The sequence below is a fragment of the Paraburkholderia phymatum genome (assembly GCF_038900715.1).
Taxonomy (GTDB): Bacteria; Pseudomonadota; Gammaproteobacteria; order Burkholderiales; family Burkholderiaceae; genus Paraburkholderia; species Paraburkholderia phymatum_A.
In genome coordinates this window covers 140633-157278 of the sequence record NZ_JAYMRZ010000021.1, presented here as the reverse complement: position 1 = coordinate 157278, position 16646 = coordinate 140633, and the positions used below count along the sequence as shown (strand labels likewise).

Below are 16646 nucleotides of genomic sequence, written 5' to 3'. Positions count from 1 at the left end.
TCCGCAGGAGGCGCCTTGCCTTCACTGCGTTGCTGCATCAGCAGCAGAGAAACGAGATTATGAAGAACCTTCCGGTGTTCGTCAACAGGTTTTTTACTACCGAAGTCCCTGCCGACCTCGCCGGAAAACCGCATCACTACCGGCTCTCCCGCCTTCCCCGCTTCCCTCGCGCCGCGGTGTCCGCCGCGCGAAAGAGCGGAATTCTAGGCGCTTGCCTGCGCCGTTGCAAGCGGTTTTTCGACCACTTTCATCAACGATGCTTGAAGACGGGTTTACGCTTTTCGACGAACGCCGCCATCCCTTCCTTCTGGTCCTCGGTTGCGAACAACGAGTGGAACAGCCGGCGCTCGAAATGCACACCCTCGGCCAAAGTAGTCTCGTAAGCACGGTTGACGGACTCCTTCACCATCATCACCGCCGGCATCGGAAACTCGGCAATCGTTGCTGCCGCTGCGATGGCCTCATCGATTAACGTCGCCGCGGGAATCACACGCGACACCAGACCAACGCGTTCCGCTTCAGCGGCGTCCATGAACCGGGCCGTCAGGCACATATCCATCGCCTTCGCCTTCGACACAGCACGCGGCAGTCGCTGCGTGCCGCCCGCACCCGGCATGATCCCGAGCTTGATTTCCGGCTGACCGAACTTTGCCGTGTCGGCTGCAAAGATGATGTCGCACATCATCGCAAGCTCACAGCCGCCACCCAATGCGAAACCGGCCACTGCTGCGATGATCGGCTTCCGAATCGATCGGACGGCTTCCCAATTTCGCGTGATGTAGTCGCCCTTGTAGACGTCCATATAGGAATAGGTCGCCATCATTCCGATGTCCGCACCCGCCGCAAACGCCTTTTCACTCCCAGTGATGACAATCGCGCCAACACCTTCATCCGAGTCGAACGTACGCAGCGCCTCACCGAGTTCGTCCATCAGAGCGTCGTTGAGCGCGTTGAGCGCCTTCGGACGGTTCAACGTAATAAGACCTACGCGGCCACGTGTCTCAACCAGAATGTTCTCGAAAGCCATGCACTTCTCCTAAGTGTTTACCTGCAGGCGCGAGGGGCTCGCGCTGCATCCTAATAATGCTAACATTCACCAACCAACCGGTCGGTCAATGAATCGACAAGGTTTCCTCTAACGTTCAATGAGCACCTCGCCCGCCATGACCCATCCGCTATTTACGAAGCACGAAGACACGCTGCAGAAAGCTCTTACCGCCATCGAGAGCCGCGGCTACTGGAGTCCGTTCCCGGAAATGCCGAGTCCCAAAGTGTACGGGGAAACCGCGAACGCGGACGGCGAAGCGGCATTCAAGGCCCATCTGAACAAGACGTTCGAACTCGACCAGCCGAGCACGGGCGAGACTGTTGGTGCAGAGCAATCCCCGTTCGGTTTTCCGCTTGGCATCCGCTACCCGAAATCAGAGCCGGATGCACTGATCGCTGCCGCTGCCCAAGCTCAACGCAAATGGCGCGAAGCCGGTCCGAAAGCGTGGATCGGCGTGAGTCTCGAAATCCTCGCGCGTATCAATCGCTTGAGCTTCGAGATCGGCTATAGCGTGATGCACACGACCGGCCAGGCTTTCATGATGGCGTTCCAGGCGGGTGGTCCACACGCCCAGGACCGCGCACTCGAAGCCATCGCCTACGCATGGGACCAGCTGCGCCGCATTCCTGCCGACGCTCACTGGGAAAAACCGCAAGGCAAGAACCCGCCGCTTGCGATGCAAAAGCGCTTCAACATCGTGCCGCGCGGCACGGCCCTCGTGCTCGGATGCTGCACTTTCCCGACGTGGAACGGCTACCCCGGCCTCTTCGCCGACCTTGCGACCGGCAACACTGTCATCGTCAAGCCGCACCCTGGCGCGATCCTTCCGCTCGCGATCACCGTGCGCATCGCCCGTGACGTGCTGCGTGAAGCCGGCTTCGATCCGAACGTCGTGACCTTGCTCGCGACCGATCCCAACGATGGAGAACTCGTCCAGAACCTCGCGCGCCGCCCGGAAATCAAGCTGATCGACTTCACGGGCAGCACGCAAAACGGTACCTGGCTGGAGCGCAACGCGCACCAGGCACAGGTCTTTACCGAAAAGGCGGGCGTCAACCAGATCGTGATCGACTCCGCCGACGACCTCAAATCGGTCACGCGCAACATCGCCTTTTCGCTCGCGCTGTACTCCGGACAGATGTGCACGGCACCGCAAAACATTTACGTGCCGCGCGACGGCATTCGCACCGCCGAAGGCACCGTCTCTTTCGATGCCGTCGCTGAGGCACTTGCCGGCGCTGTCCAGAAACTCTGCTCCGATCCGGCCCGCGCCGTCGAGTTGCTCGGCGCGATCCAGAACGAAAGCGTGACCCAACGCCTCGACGAAGCGCGCAAGCTCGGACGTGTTCTTGCGGATAGCCAGTCGCTAGAACACCCGGCGTTCGCGGGCGCCCGCGTGCGCACCCCGCTGGTTCTGCAACTCGATGCCGCGAAAGACGAGGCACAGTTCACACGCGAGTGGTTTGGCCCGATCGCCTTCGTGATCGCGACTGACTCGACGGACCAGTCGCTTGATCTGGCCGGACGTATCGCCGCCGAGCACGGCGCGCTGACTCTTTCCGTCTACAGCACCGACGACAAGGTGATCGAAGCGGCCGAGGAAGCGTCGATTCGCGGGGGCGTCGCACTGTCCATCAACCTGACGGGCGGCGTGTTCGTCAATCAGTCGGCTGCGTTCTCGGACTTTCACGGCACGGGCGCCAACCCCGCTGCCAACGCCGCACTCGCCGACGCGGCCTTCGTGGCGAATCGCTTCCGCGTCGTTCAAAGCCGGGTTCATGTTGAACCGAACGCTGTTCCGGCGTAAGTCGGCCGAACGATATAGGACGTTTGACCGACGTTTTGGCCTATGACTTACGGCCGACTGATCGCGCACCAAACGTCGCACTAACATGCAGTCCATGGGCCGGTGTCCGCGCCGGCCCCTCTTCGCAGGAACTCCGACATGACTGACGCCTTTATCTGTGACGCGATCCGCACTCCCTTCGGCCGCTATGGCGGCGCCCTCAAAGACGTCCGCGCCGACGACCTCGGCGCCGTTCCGATCAAGGCGCTGATCGAACGAAACCCGGGCGTGGACTGGCGCGCGCTCGACGATGTGATCTACGGCTGCGCGAATCAGGCGGGTGAAGACAACCGCAACGTCGCGCGCATGTCGGCGCTGCTCGCAGGACTGCCGACGGACGCGCCCGGCGCAACACTCAACCGTCTGTGCGGATCGGGCATGGACGCAGTCGGTACGGCAGCTCGCACCATCAAGGCCGGCGAAGCGCGTTTGATGATCGCAGGCGGCGTGGAAAGCATGACTCGCGCGCCGTTCGTGATGGGCAAGGCAACTTCCGCGTTTTCGCGGCAATCCGAAATCCATGACACGACCATCGGCTGGCGCTTCGTCAATGCTCAGATGAAGCGCGCCTACGGCGTCGACTCGATGCCCGAGACAGCAGAAAACGTCGCCGTTGACTTCAACGTGAGTCGCGCCGATCAGGACGCGTTCGCGCTACGCAGCCAGCAGAAGGCCGCGCGCGCGCAACGCGACGGTACGCTCGCGCACGAGATCGTCGCCGTCGAGATTGCGCAGAAAAAAGGCGAGCCGGTTCGCGTGACACTCGACGAGCATCCGCGCGAAACATCGCTCGAAGCGCTCGGCAAGCTGAAGGGCGTCGTGCGCCCGGATGGATCGGTGACAGCGGGCAACGCATCGGGCGTCAACGACGGCGCGTGCGCGCTGCTGCTCGCCAATCAGGCCGCCGCAGACCAATATGGCCTGCGCCGCCGCGCCCGCGTGCTCGGCATGGCGACGGCCGGCGTCGAGCCGCGCATCATGGGCATCGGCCCCGCGCCCGCCACGCAAAAACTCCTGAAGCAGCTCGACATGACGCTCGACCAGTTCGACGTCATCGAACTCAATGAAGCGTTCGCATCGCAAGGTCTTGCCGTTCTGCGTCAACTCGGCGTGCGCGACGACGACCCGCGTGTGAATCCGAATGGCGGCGCCATTGCGCTCGGCCATCCGCTCGGCGCATCGGGTGCGCGTCTGATCACGACGGCGCTGTATCAGCTTGAGCGCATCAATGGACGTTTTGCACTGTGCACGATGTGCATTGGCGTCGGCCAGGGCATCGCGCTCGCGATCGAGCGCGTCTGAACGGCGCGACACTGAATTCCGTATGGAGACGAGGAGACAACCGATGCCATATGAAGCGATCCGCGTAGACATCGACGCGGCCACGCGCGTCGCCACTGTGACGCTGAACCGTCCCGACAAGCTGAACAGTTTCACGCGCGCGATGCATCAGGAACTGGGCGCGGCGCTGGACGCAGTCGCAGCAGCAGGCGCCCGAGCGCTTGTGCTTACGGGCGCGGGCCGCGGCTTCTGCGCCGGCCAGGATCTCGCCGATCTCGATTTCACGCCGGGCGCAATGACCGATTTGGGCGACCTGATCGACAAGCACTTCAATCCGTTGATCCGCCGCTTGCAGGCTCTTCCGCTGCCGGTGATCGCGGCCGTGAACGGCACCGCGGCAGGAGCCGGCGCGAATCTCGCGTTGGCGTGCGACCTCGTGCTGGCCGCGCGCTCGGCGAGCTTCATTCAGGCATTCGTGAAAATCGGTCTGGTGCCCGATTCCGGCGGTACGTGGTTCCTGCCGCAGCGCGTCGGCATGGCGCGCGCGTTGGGTCTCGCGATCACCGGCGACAAGCTCAGCGCGGAAAAAGCGGAAAACTGGGGTCTCATATGGCAAGCCGTCGACGATGCCGACCTGCAAAGCACGGCAGCCAAACTGGCAGCACAGCTCGCGCAGCAGCCAACGCGTGCCATCGCCGAGATCAAGCAGGCCATGCGAGCAAGCGCGACACAAACACTCGACCAGCAACTCGATCTCGAACGCGACATGCAGCGCGAACTGGGCGCATCGCATGACTATGGGGAAGGTGTCCGTGCGTTCATCGAAAAACGCGCGCCGCGCTTCGAGGGCCGCTGACATGTCCACGCAACCTGACCTGAACAACACGATGACGCCCGACCAACTCGCCCGCGCAACCGCCGACGCCATGTACGCCAAGGACGCCTGCAGTCAGGCGCTCGGCATCGAAATCGTCGAGGTACGCGCAGGCTATGCGCGCATGCGCATGAGCGTGCGGCCCGAGTTTTTGAACGGACATCAGATCTGCCACGGCGGACTGATGTTCACGCTCGCCGATACGGCGTTCGCCTTCGCCTGCAACTCGTACAACATCAGCACCGTCGCCGCGGGCTGCTCGATCGAGTTTCTGCGGCCGGTGAAAGGCGGCGACATCCTCACGGCGGAAGCGGTCGAGCAGACACTAAGCGGCCGCAGCGGCATTTACGACATTCGTGTCACGAATCGAGCAAACGAGACCGTTGCGATGTTTCGCGGCAAGTCCGCACAGATCAAAGGCACGGTGATTCCCATCGACAACTGACGCGGCACCTGATCGCGCCACACATCACTGCTCCGCCTCTCGCGCGGCAACCTATTCTGAAAGAAAGGAGACACCCGATGACTACCCCGCTCCCGCTCGACCCGATCGAAAAGGCGAGCCGCGACGAGCTCGCCGCGCTCCAGCTCGAACGGCTGAAATGGTCGCTCACGCATGCGTACGAAAATTCGCCCGTCTATCGTCGTAAGTTCGATGAAGCAGGCGTACATCCGTCCGAGCTGAAATCGCTTTCCGACCTGTCGCGTTTTCCGTTCACCACGAAGAAGGATCTGCGCGACAACTATCCGTTCGGCCTCTTCGCCGTGCCACAGGAGCGGATCTCGCGAATTCACGCGTCGTCGGGCACGACGGGCAAGCCGACTGTCGTCGGCTATACCGCGCGCGACATCGACAACTGGGCCAATCTCGTCGCGCGCTCGATTCGCGCGGCGGGCGCGCGGCGCGGCGACAAGGTGCATGTGAGTTACGGCTACGGCCTCTTCACGGGTGGCCTCGGCGCGCACTATGGCGCCGAGCGCGCGGGCCTGACGGTGATTCCGTTCGGCGGCGGGCAAACCGAGAAGCAGGTGCAACTGATCCAGGATTTCCGCCCCGACATCATCATGGTGACGCCGAGCTACATGCTGTCGATCGCCGACGAACTGGAACGCCAAGGCGTCAATCCCAGGGAATGCTCGCTGCGCATCGGCATCTTCGGCGCGGAACCGTGGACCAACGACATGCGCCTCGCGATCGAAGAGCGGATGGGTATCGACGCAGTGGACATCTACGGTCTGTCCGAAGTGATGGGGCCGGGCGTGGCTTCGGAATGCGTCGAGACCAAGGACGGTCCGACGATCTGGGAAGACCACTTCTATCCGGAAATCATCAATCCCGAGACGGGCGAAGTGCTGCCGGACGGCGAGCTTGGCGAACTCGTGTTCACGTCGCTGACGAAGGAAGCACTGCCCATCATCCGTTATCGCACGCGCGATCTCACGCGTCTGCTGCCAGGCACCGCGCGCACGATGCGTCGAATGGAAAAGATCACGGGCCGCTCGGACGACATGATGATCATCCGCGGCGTCAATGTGTTCCCGACGCAGATCGAAGAGCTTCTGCTGAAGCAGCACGCGCTGGCGCCGCACTATCAGATCGTGCTGACCAAGGAAGGACCGCTCGACGTGATGACGCTGAATGTCGAACCGTGTCCGGAGACCGCGCCGGATACGGCCGCGCTGAGCGCCGCGAAACAGGCGCTCGCGTATGACATCAAGGCAATGATCGGCGTGACTGCGAATGTCGTCATATTAGGTGTCAACGGAATCGAGCGCTCGGTGGGCAAGGCGCGTCGCGTGGTGGACAAGCGCAAAGCGAACGCCTGACCGTCGACGTTACCGTGCTGAGACGTAGCGCATAAGCAAAGCCCGACGGCAGCATGAGCCGCCGTCGGGCCATTCATCGGCAAAAACCCAAGAGCAAAAACCGAAGCTCAACAGAAGAACAGCGCTTACGAATTGGGCAGCAGCAGCCACATCCGTCCGGCCTGTTTCATCTTGCCCGCCAGATCGCCGGCTTCATCGCCGAGGCCCCAGAAGTAATCTGCACGCACGCCGCCCTTGATCGCCGTGCCCGTATCCTGCGCGAATACCAGGCGATTCATCGGCGCATTGGTCATCGGACGAGTCGTCTGCAGGAACACTGGCGTGCCAAGCGGAATCGACGAAGGATCGACGGCAATCGACCGCTCGGGCGTCAGCGGCACGCCCAACGCGCCAATCGGACCATCGGCGCCGCCCGACGGCATCGGCTCGTTCGAAGGCATCTCGCGGAAGAACACGAAGCGCGGGTTCGTATCGAGCAACGCATCCACGCGCGTCGGGTTCGCGCGAGCCCAGCCTTTGATGCCTTGCATGGTTGCCTGTGCGGGCGTGAGTTCGCGTTGGTCAAGCAGCCACCGGCCAATCGACTTGTACGGCTGGTTGTTCGTCCCGCCGAAGCCGACGCGCATCACGCTGCCGTCTTCCATCACGATGCGTCCCGAGCCCTGAACCTGCAGGAAGAACGCCTCGATGGGGTCGTCCACCCAGACGAGCTCATTGCCGTTCAGCACGCCCGAGCGCTCGAGTTGCGCGCGCGCCGGCAGAGGAGCACCCGGACGATACGCCGAGGGCCAACGGTACAAGGCAGTCTGATACACGCCATGACGCACGCGCGAGCCGCGCAGCAGCGGCTCGTAGTAGCCTGTCACGAGGCCGTCCAAGGTTCCGTCGGTATTGGCAAACTGAAACGGCGTGAAGTAGGTTTCGAAGAAAGTGCGCGCGCTGGCCACGTCGAGGTCGTCGAGCAGCAAGGCCGCCGCGCATGCGCGCCGCCACGTCGGCTGGCTCGCGAGGCGCACGCAGTTCTGCCGCAGCGCCGCCGCCGCGCCGATCAGCGAATCGTCCTGCCAGCCCGGCACCTGTCGCCACGCAACGGCCGTCAGTCGCTGGGCGGCCATCTGGCCGGGGATGACCGCGGCGCCCGTTGGCGGCGAAACGGACGGCCGCAGCGCGCCGCCTCCCCCGCACGACGCAAGCAACACGGCAACCGACAGCGCCCCCGCCCAAGCGGCGGCCCGACTGGCAAAGCGCATACAATGATTGTTCTTGATGGAAACTGCCATGTCTGATCTGTTCGACGAATACCCGATGCTCATCTTCGCGCTGGAGTCGCTCCTCGCGCTCTTCCTGCTGATTTTCATCGTTGTGTGGACGGCGTCCGGCAAGAAGAAAGCCGCACGCCAGAAGCAGGACGCGAAACCGGTCCCGCCGCAGCAACAACCGCGTCGCTGACCGACCGCGCGCGGCACCTTCAGTTCAATGCAGCGTGCGCGGCATGCGCAAAACGAATTCCGGCACGGGCGCCTCCCAGCGCTCGCCATCCTCGGCAACGCAGAAATATTCCCCGCGCATGGTGCCGACGGGCGTCGCGATCACCGCATAGCTCGTGTATTCGAACTGCTCGCCGGGCTTCAGCAGCGGCTGATGCCCGACGACGCCCAGCCCTTTCACTTCCTGAACGCGATTTTCGCTATCCGTGATGATCCAGTGTCGCGCGATCAATTGCGCCGTCACCTGGCCGGTGTTGCGAATGCTCAGCGTATAGGCGAACGCGTACTTTCGATGCTCCGGGTCCGACTCTTCGGCGATGTATCGGACTTGGGAAGAGACGCTAAATTCGTACTGGCTCATGCTGATTCGCCTGATTCCGATGGTGAGCAACGCGGGCTATCGACCGCGCGAGACCGTCTGCAGGCGGCTCTCGCGCTGATCGCGGCGCACCCGCAGAGGGATTGACATGGTTTGGCATTCTGCTTCATGCCGCGCACGCTCGCAACCGCGTCGGCCGAACGGACAAGGCGGGGACGCGACGGGGACAGGACACGGACAGGCCGTCGAGCGGCGCAGCCGGCGATCCCGCCGATGCGTCTCGCCCAGGGCCGCAGCGCGCGTGGCGGCGCTAAAATAACGGCTTTCCGTCTCCCGCCCTCCCCACAGCCATGACCCAATTCCGCATCGCTCCCAGCATCCTGTCCGCCGATTTTGCGCGGCTCGGGGAAGAAGTCCGCAACGTCGTCGCTGCCGGCGCCGACTGGATCCACTTCGACGTGATGGACAACCATTACGTGCCCAACCTGACGATCGGCCCGCTCGTGTGCGAAGCGATCCGTCCGCACGTGCAGGTTCCTATCGACGTGCATCTGATGGTCCGCCCCGTCGACCGCATCGTGCCCGATTTCGCGAAGGCCGGCGCGAACGTGATCAGCTTTCATCCGGAAGGCTCGGATCACATCGACCGCACGCTGTCGCTGATCCGCGACCACGGCTGCAAGGCCGGCCTCGTGTTCAATCCCGCCACGCCGCTGAATTACATCGACCACGTGATGGACAAGCTGGACCTGGTGCTGATCATGTCGGTGAATCCGGGCTTCGGCGGCCAGTCGTTCATTCCCGAGGCGCTGAACAAGCTGCGCGAAGCGCGCGCGCGCATCGACGCCTACAAGGAAAAGACCGGCCGCGAGATTCATCTCGAGGTGGACGGCGGCGTGAAAGTCGACAACATCGCGGAAATCGCGGCCGCCGGCGCGGACACGTTCGTCGCGGGCTCGGCGATCTTCGGCAAGCCCGACTACAAGTCGGTGATCGACCAGATGCGCGGCGCGCTGGCTTCCGTCGGGCGCTGAGATGGACGCGACATCCCGTTACCCCGCTCCCACGTTCCCGGCCGGCAAGCTGCAAGCGGCCATCGTCGACCTCGACGGCACGATGGTCGATACGGCCGACGACTTCACGGCGTCGCTGAACGGCATGCTCGCGCAGTTCGACGCCGAAGAAACCACGCGCGAAGAAGTGATCGACTACGTCGGCAAGGGCTCCGAGCACCTGATCCGCAGCGTGCTCGCGCCGCGCTTCGAGACTGAACTGGCGCAGTCGCGTTTCGACGAGGCGCTCGCGATCTATCAGGAGGAGTACGCGAAGGTCAATGGTCTGCATACGCGGCTCTATCCCGATGTCGAGGCGGGCCTGATCGCGTTGCGCGACGCGGGCCTCAAGCTCGCGTGCGTGACCAACAAGCCGCATCGCTTCGCAACGCAACTGCTCGAGCGATATGGTCTGCTGCGCTACTTCGGCGTCGTGCTGGGCGGCGACAGCGTCGCGGCGAAAAAGCCCGATCCGCTGCCGATGCTCACCGCCTGCGAAGCGCTGGGCGTCGAGCCCAAAGCGGCCGTCGCGATCGGCGATTCGCAGAACGACGCGTTCGCGGGCCGCGCAGCCGGCATGGCGACGCTGACCGTCCCATATGGCTACAATCACGGCGAATCTGTTCAAACCATAAAATCCGATGGTATAGTTGCGTCGCTGTTGGGCGCCGCCAAGGCGATCGCAGCGCACAATGCAGTACAATCGGCAGCATCTAATCCCTGACTTTTAACCAAGTCTTCCTCATGTTTCTGAATAAAAAACGGAGTCTGAGCACGATCGACCGGGGAGCCTGGCCCTGGCGTCGCTGGTCGCGCTGATACCTCGCCCTGAGGTACGCCGAAGCTCGTCTTCGGCACCCGTTTTTTACTTCGCTGCGCTCACGCGCTTTTCCCGAACTGCCGCGATCGTCAATCGACCGGCTTAACTTCGCTGCACCGCGTTTCCGCTAGCCGTCGCGTACCTTGCGTACTATCGTCGTGCTGTGAAGCCGTGCAAGCGTCGTCGGGAAAGCGCGCGCCGGTTTCATCACCTGTGACGAGCACATTCGACCGGTAACGCAGCCCCGCTTTGTCCGACGCCCGCCGCGGCCGGACGCACGAACAGGATCGGAACATGACCGAACTCGAATTTCAGTCCCTCGCAAACGAGGGCTTCAATCGCATCCCGCTGATCGCCGAAGCGCTCGCCGACCTCGAAACGCCGCTCTCGCTGTACCTGAAGCTCGCGCAAACCGAGCGCAACGGCGCGAACTCGTTTCTGCTGGAGTCGGTGGTGGGCGGCGAACGCTTCGGACGCTACTCGTTCATTGGCCTGCCGGCGCGCACGCTGGTCCGCACGCGCAACGGCGCGACGGAAGTGGTGAAGGACGGCAAGGTCGTCGAGACACACGACGGCGATCCGCTCGAATTCATCCAGCAGTTCCAGAGCCGTTTCAAGGTCGCGCTGCGTCCGGGCCTGCCGCGTTTCGCGGGCGGTCTCGCCGGCTACTTCGGCTATGACGCCGTGCGCTACATCGAGAAAAAGCTCGCGCACACGGCCCCGCCCGACGATCTGAACCTGCCCGACATCCAGCTGCTGCTGACGGAAGAAGTCGCCGTCATCGACAACCTTGCAGGCAAGCTGTACCTCGTGATCTACGCCGATCCGACGACGCCCGAAGCGTACACGCGCGCGAAGCAGCGTCTGCGCGAACTGAAGCAGCGCCTGCGCACGACCGTGCAGCCGCCCGTCACGTCGGCGAGCGTGCGCACCGATATCTATCGCGAGTTCAAGAAGGACGACTATCTCGCCGCCGTGCGCAAGGCGAAGGAATACATCGCCGCCGGCGAACTGATGCAGGTGCAGGTTGGTCAGCGCCTGACGAAGCCGTATCGCGACAACCCGCTGTCGCTGTATCGCGCGCTGCGTTCGCTGAATCCGTCGCCGTACATGTACTACTACAACTTCGGCGACTTTCACGTGGTCGGCGCGTCGCCGGAAATTCTCGTGCGCCAGGAAAAGCGCGGCGAAGACCGGATCGTCACGATCCGTCCGCTCGCGGGCACGCGTCCGCGCGGCAACACGCCCGAGCGCGACGCCGAACTCGCGACCGAACTGCTGAACGACCCGAAGGAAATCGCCGAGCACGTGATGCTGATCGATCTCGCGCGCAACGACGTGGGCCGCATCGCGCAGATCGGCTCGGTGGCCGTGACCGACAAGATGGTGATCGAAAAGTACTCGCACGTGCAGCACATCGTCAGTTCCGTCGAGGGCAAGCTGAAGCCGGGCATGACCAATTTCGACGTGCTGCGCGCAACGTTCCCGGCGGGCACGCTGTCGGGTGCGCCCAAGGTGCGCGCGATGGAACTGATCGATGAACTGGAGCCCGTGAAGCGCGGCCTGTACGGCGGCGCAGTCGGCTACCTGTCGTTCACAGGCGAGATGGACCTCGCGATCACGATCCGCACGGGCGTGATCGCCAACGGCAATCTGTATGTGCAGGCGGCGGCGGGCATCGTCGCCGACTCGGTGCCCGAATCCGAATGGCAAGAGACCGAGAACAAGGCGCGCGCCGTGCTGCGCGCCGCCGAGCAAGTGCAAGACGGCCTCGATAGCGACTTCTGACGGAGACTGACCATGCTGCTGATGATCGACAACTACGACTCGTTCACCTATAACCTGGTCCAGTACTTCGGCGAACTCGGCGAAGACGTGCGGACCTATCGCAACGACGAAATCACGCTGGACGAAATCGCGAAGCTCAACCCCGAGCGCATTTGTCTGTCGCCGGGACCGAGCAATCCGCAACACGCGGGCATCACGCTCGACGTGCTGCGCGAATTCTCAGGCAAGTATCCGATTCTCGGCGTGTGCCTCGGTCATCAGGCGATCGGCGAAGCGTTCGGCGGCCGCGTCGTGCGCGCGAAGACGATCATGCACGGCAAGGTGAGCCAGATCGAAACCGATTGCAAAGGCGTATTCGCCGACCTGCCGAAGCATTTCACCGTCACGCGCTATCACTCGCTCGCGATCGAGCGCGAATCGCTGCCCGATTGTCTCAAAGTGTCCGCATGGACCGACGACGGCGAAATCATGGGCGTGCGTCACAAGACGCTGCCCGTCGAAGGCGTGCAGTTCCATCCGGAATCGATCCTGTCGGAACACGGCCACGCACTGCTTGAAAACTTCGTGAAGCAGTCGAAGGCTGCACTCCGCACCGCATAAGCAGCGCACAACAAGGAGACATCACCATGATCACGCCACAAGAAGCGCTGCAGCGCACGATCGAGCACCGCGAGATTTTCCACGACGAGATGCTGCACCTGATGCGCCTCATCATGCGCGGCGACATGTCGCCCGTGATGGCCGCCGCGATCATCACGGGGCTGCGCGTCAAGAAAGAGACCATCGGCGAAATTACGGCGGCCGCCACGGTGATGCGCGAGTTCGCGCGTCACGTCGACGTGGAGGACAACTCGAACTTCGTCGATATCGTCGGGACGGGCGGCGACGGATCGCACACGTTCAACATCTCGACGGCGACGATGTTCGTGTCGGCGGCGGCGGGCGCGAAGGTCGCGAAGCACGGCAATCGCGGCGTGTCGAGCAAGTCGGGCAGCGCCGACGTGCTCGAAGCGCTCGGCGTCAATATCGACCTGCAACCGGAACAGGTGGCCGCATCGATCGCCGAAACGGGCATGGGCTTCATGTTCGCGCCGAACCATCACCCGGCGATGAAGAACATCGCGCCCGTGCGCCGCGAACTCGGCGTGCGGACCATCTTCAACATCCTCGGTCCGCTGACGAACCCCGCCGGCGCGCCGAACCAGCTGCAAGGCGTGTTTCACCCGGATCTCGTCGGCATTCAGGTTCGCGTAATGGAGCGTCTCGGCGCAAGCCACGTGCTGGTCGTGTATGGTATGGACGGCATGGACGAAGTATCGCTGGGCGCGGCGACGCTCGTCGGCGAACTGCGCGACGGCGAAGTGCGCGAGTACGAGATTCACCCGGAGGACTTCGGCATGCAGATGGTGTCGAACCGCACACTGAAAGTGGCCGACGCCAACGAATCGAAGACGCTGCTGCTCGAAGCGCTCGACAACAAGCCGGGCGTCGCGCGCGAGATCGTCACGCTGAACGCGGGCACGGCGCTGTACGCGGCGAACGTCGTGGCATCGATCGCGGACGGCATTCAACAGGCCCGCGAAGCCATCGCCAGCGGCAAGGCGCGCGCGAAGGTCGACGAACTGGTCCGCTTCACGCAGCGATTCAAGCAATGACCACGCGCTAATCAGGCATTAACCAGGCTTTCACGAGGCAACGGGATTCATATGAGCGACATTCTGGACCGCATCATCGACGTCAAGCGCGAAGAAGTGCGCATCGCGCAGCAAAGCGCGCCGCTCGAAGAATTGCGCCTGCAGGCGTCGGCGCGCGATCTGCGCGATTTCGTCGGTGCGATTCGCGCGAAGCATGAGGCCGGCCTCGCAGCCGTGATCTCCGAAGTCAAGAAAGCGAGCCCGTCGAAAGGCGTGCTGCGCGAGCATTTCGTGCCCGCCGACATCGCGCGCTCGTACGCGAAGCATGGCGCGGCGTGTCTATCCGTGCTCACCGACGCGCAGTTCTTCCAGGGCAACGCGCAGTATCTGGAAGAGGCGCGCGCCGCCTGCACGCTGCCCGTTTTGCGCAAGGACTTCATCGTCGATCCGTATCAGATTCTCGAAGCGCGCGCGATGGGCGCCGACGCAATCCTGCTGATCGTCGCCGCGCTCGAAACCTCGCAGATGCAGGACCTCGAAGCGTACGCGCATTCGCTCGGCCTCGCCGTGCTGGTCGAAGTGCACGACAAGAACGAGCTGGTCGAAGCGCTCACGCTGAAAACGCCGCTGATCGGCGTGAACAATCGCAATCTGCGCACGTTCGAAACGTCGATCGAAACGACGCTCGGCCTCCTGGACATGATCCCGAAGGACCGCATCGTCGTGACCGAATCGGGCATCTTGTCGCGCGCCGACGTCGAGCGGATGCGCGCGATGGACGTGAACACGTTCCTCGTCGGCGAGGCGTTCATGCGCGCGGAAGAGCCGGGCGCGGAACTTGCGCGAATGTTCTTCTGATCAGCGAGTTCGGGAGCGAAGCACGCGATGGGCATGGAACAGGAAATCAAGCTGTCGCTGCCGGCGGATCAGGTTGGCGCGGCGACGCAATGGTTCATCCAGCGCACCGGCCGCGCGGGCCGCACGATCGCGCTGGAAAACAGCTACTTCGACACGCCGGCGCTGACGCTCGCGCGCGCAAAAAGTGCGGTGCGCGTGCGCCGCACGCCGGACGGCTGGCTGCAGACGTACAAGACGGTCGGCACGTCGACAGGCGGTTTGCACAACCGGCACGAATGGGAAATGCCTGTCAAAGGCAATGCGCTCGAAGTCGACGTGCTGCTCGATGCCTGCGACGACGAGCCGTCGAAAGAAGCGCTGCGCAACGCGCGCGACGAACTGATCCCGCTTTTCAGCACCAATTTTTCACGGACGCTATGGCATGTAAGGATCGAGGCCGCTGACGTCGAAGCGGCGATCGACCAGGGCGAGATCCGCGCGGACGTGAACGGCGAAACGCGCCGCGCGCCGATCTGCGAGATCGAGCTGGAGCTGAAGCACGGCGATGCGGGCGCGCTGCACGCGTTGTCGGCGGAACTGGCGAAAGCGATTCACGGCCTGCGCCCCGACGACGTCAGCAAGGCGCAGCGCGGTTATCGTCTGCGCGAAGGCGGCAGCTCCCGGTAACGCGGCTCACCGCGCGCGAGCCGCAAAGCGAAGCGCGCACGCAGCGATGCTTGAGCGCTCAGGCGTTTGCTGCCACACTAGCCCGCCATGAATTCCGCAAAACGCTCCCCCATCCAGCCGGCGCAGCCGTCCCTGTTCGCCGACGACGCCGACGCCGCGCCCTCTCCCGCCGCCGATATCCAGACGCTCGAATCGCAGTTCGACGCGTTGCCGCCCGCATGGCGCGCGCACCTGAAGCCTTTCATCGACAGTGACACCTATGCGCCGCTATGTCGTTTCGTCGACGGCGAGCGTGCGGCCGGAAAGACCGTCTATCCCGCCGACGTATTCCGCGCGCTGCGCCTGACGAGCCCCGACGACGTCAAAGTCGTGATTCTCGGCCAGGACCCGTATCACGGCGAAGACCGCGGCACGCCGCAGGCGCATGGGCTCGCGTTTTCGGTGCCGCCGTCGGTACGTCCGCCGCCGTCGCTACGGAACATCTTCAAGGAAATTGCCGCGAGCCTCGGCTATGAAACGCCGCAGCACGGCTGCCTCGATGCCTGGGCCAAACAGGGCGTGCTGCTGCTCAACACAGTGCTGACCGTCGAACGCGATCGCGCTGCGAGCCACGCGAAGCGCGGCTGGGAAAAATGCACCGACACGCTGATCCACGAGCTTGCGATGCGCCACGACAACCTCGTCTTCATGCTGTGGGGCGCGCATGCGCAAGCGAAGCGCGCGCTGCTCGACGGCAAGTCGCATTGCGTGCTCGAAGCGCCGCACCCGTCGCCGCTGTCCGCACACCGGGGGTTCCTCGGCTGCCGGCACTTCGCGCTCGCCAACGAGTTTCTCGAAGGGCACGGTCGCGCGTCTATCGACTGGCGTTTGCCGGAAAACGGCGAAGTTTTCGCATAGCGTCCGACGGAAGAGGATGCCTCCGCTGTCGGTGGATTGAGATTTTTTGCCGCGGGCGATCTTGCCTGCGGCGCCCGCTTCTACACTCCCTTGCTGCTGACTACAGCCAATGCGCAAGCGCACTTCTTGCGCAATTTAGTTAGTCATCCATATCAAAAAAGGGAGAAACAGCCGACTTTCGTGCATCGCACGAAGCGGGCCCGTTGCCTGCCGTCAAAAACAAAACGCCACGGAATTGTGTTCCGTGGC

At 63.4% G+C, this 16646-nt stretch carries 17 protein-coding genes; 14 read left to right on the top strand and 3 right to left on the bottom strand.

The window, feature by feature from the left end:
* Positions 1-250 precede the first annotated feature (250 nt).
* Positions 251-1027 carry an enoyl-CoA hydratase gene (locus tag VSR68_RS31635; RefSeq protein WP_342943559.1) on the bottom strand — a complete coding sequence of 259 codons (777 nt, stop codon included), beginning with the start codon at positions 1025-1027 and terminating at the stop codon, positions 251-253.
* 136 nt (positions 1028-1163) lie between these two features.
* Between VSR68_RS31635 and paaN the strand changes: the two genes are divergently transcribed.
* From paaN to paaK, 5 genes are all read left to right on the top strand, one after another.
* Entirely contained in the window at positions 1164-2855 is a 1692-nt protein-coding gene (gene paaN / locus VSR68_RS31630) for a phenylacetic acid degradation protein PaaN (RefSeq protein ID WP_342943558.1), read from the top strand.
* 138 nt (positions 2856-2993) lie between these two features.
* Positions 2994-4196: a 3-oxoadipyl-CoA thiolase gene (pcaF, locus tag VSR68_RS31625; RefSeq protein WP_342943557.1), complete on the top strand. Its 1203-nt coding sequence runs from the start codon at positions 2994-2996 to the stop codon at positions 4194-4196.
* 43 nt (positions 4197-4239) lie between these two features.
* Positions 4240-5031 carry a 2-(1,2-epoxy-1,2-dihydrophenyl)acetyl-CoA isomerase PaaG gene (gene paaG / locus VSR68_RS31620; RefSeq protein ID WP_342943556.1) on the top strand — a complete coding sequence of 264 codons (792 nt, stop codon included), beginning with the start codon at positions 4240-4242 and terminating at the stop codon, positions 5029-5031.
* 1 nt (position 5032) lies between these two features.
* Entirely contained in the window at positions 5033-5494 is a 462-nt protein-coding gene (gene paaI / locus VSR68_RS31615; protein ID WP_342943555.1) for a hydroxyphenylacetyl-CoA thioesterase PaaI, read from the top strand.
* A gap of 77 nt (positions 5495-5571) precedes the next feature.
* A complete protein-coding gene (paaK, locus tag VSR68_RS31610) occupies positions 5572-6876 on the top strand; it encodes a phenylacetate--CoA ligase PaaK (RefSeq protein WP_342943554.1) in 1305 nt (434 codons plus the stop codon).
* 125 nt (positions 6877-7001) lie between these two features.
* Here paaK and mltA read toward each other — a convergent pair whose 3' ends face one another.
* Positions 7002-8234 carry a murein transglycosylase A gene (gene mltA / locus VSR68_RS31605; RefSeq protein WP_342943553.1) on the bottom strand — a complete coding sequence of 411 codons (1233 nt, stop codon included), beginning with the start codon at positions 8232-8234 and terminating at the stop codon, positions 7002-7004.
* Between mltA and VSR68_RS31600 the strand changes: the two genes are divergently transcribed.
* Positions 8155-8325, top strand: a complete 171-nt coding sequence (locus tag VSR68_RS31600; protein ID WP_342937595.1) for a hypothetical protein — start codon at positions 8155-8157, stop codon at positions 8323-8325. The two genes, mltA and VSR68_RS31600, sit on opposite strands and share 80 nt — an antisense overlap.
* Positions 8326-8349: 24 nt before the next feature.
* On the opposite strand, the gene apaG is transcribed toward VSR68_RS31600, so the two are convergent.
* Positions 8350-8724 carry a Co2+/Mg2+ efflux protein ApaG gene (apaG, locus tag VSR68_RS31595; RefSeq protein ID WP_342943552.1) on the bottom strand — a complete coding sequence of 125 codons (375 nt, stop codon included), beginning with the start codon at positions 8722-8724 and terminating at the stop codon, positions 8350-8352.
* A 308-nt stretch (positions 8725-9032) separates the two neighbouring features.
* On the opposite strand from apaG, the gene rpe reads away from it, so the two are divergent.
* From rpe to VSR68_RS31555, 8 genes are all read left to right on the top strand, one after another.
* The gene (rpe, locus tag VSR68_RS31590) at positions 9033-9716 is read left to right on the top strand and encodes a ribulose-phosphate 3-epimerase (RefSeq protein WP_087732413.1); all 684 of its coding nucleotides are present in this window, start codon (positions 9033-9035) and stop codon (positions 9714-9716) included.
* 1 nt (position 9717) lies between these two features.
* Positions 9718-10458: a phosphoglycolate phosphatase gene (locus VSR68_RS31585; protein ID WP_342943551.1), complete on the top strand. Its 741-nt coding sequence runs from the start codon at positions 9718-9720 to the stop codon at positions 10456-10458.
* A gap of 390 nt (positions 10459-10848) precedes the next feature.
* Entirely contained in the window at positions 10849-12342 is a 1494-nt protein-coding gene (gene trpE / locus VSR68_RS31580) for an anthranilate synthase component I (RefSeq protein WP_342943550.1), read from the top strand.
* Positions 12343-12354: 12 nt separating this feature from the next.
* Positions 12355-12942: an aminodeoxychorismate/anthranilate synthase component II gene (locus tag VSR68_RS31575; RefSeq protein WP_342943549.1), complete on the top strand. Its 588-nt coding sequence runs from the start codon at positions 12355-12357 to the stop codon at positions 12940-12942.
* 26 nt (positions 12943-12968) lie between these two features.
* Positions 12969-13997, top strand: coding sequence for an anthranilate phosphoribosyltransferase (gene trpD / locus VSR68_RS31570; RefSeq protein ID WP_342943548.1), 1029 nt, complete (start codon positions 12969-12971; stop codon positions 13995-13997).
* A gap of 51 nt (positions 13998-14048) precedes the next feature.
* The gene (gene trpC / locus VSR68_RS31565; protein ID WP_342943547.1) at positions 14049-14834 is read left to right on the top strand and encodes an indole-3-glycerol phosphate synthase TrpC; all 786 of its coding nucleotides are present in this window, start codon (positions 14049-14051) and stop codon (positions 14832-14834) included.
* 27 nt (positions 14835-14861) lie between these two features.
* Positions 14862-15500, top strand: a complete 639-nt coding sequence (locus VSR68_RS31560) for a CYTH domain-containing protein (RefSeq protein ID WP_342943546.1) — start codon at positions 14862-14864, stop codon at positions 15498-15500.
* Positions 15501-15587: 87 nt separating this feature from the next.
* Entirely contained in the window at positions 15588-16397 is an 810-nt protein-coding gene (locus VSR68_RS31555) for a uracil-DNA glycosylase (RefSeq protein ID WP_342943545.1), read from the top strand.
* Positions 16398-16646 lie beyond the last annotated feature (249 nt).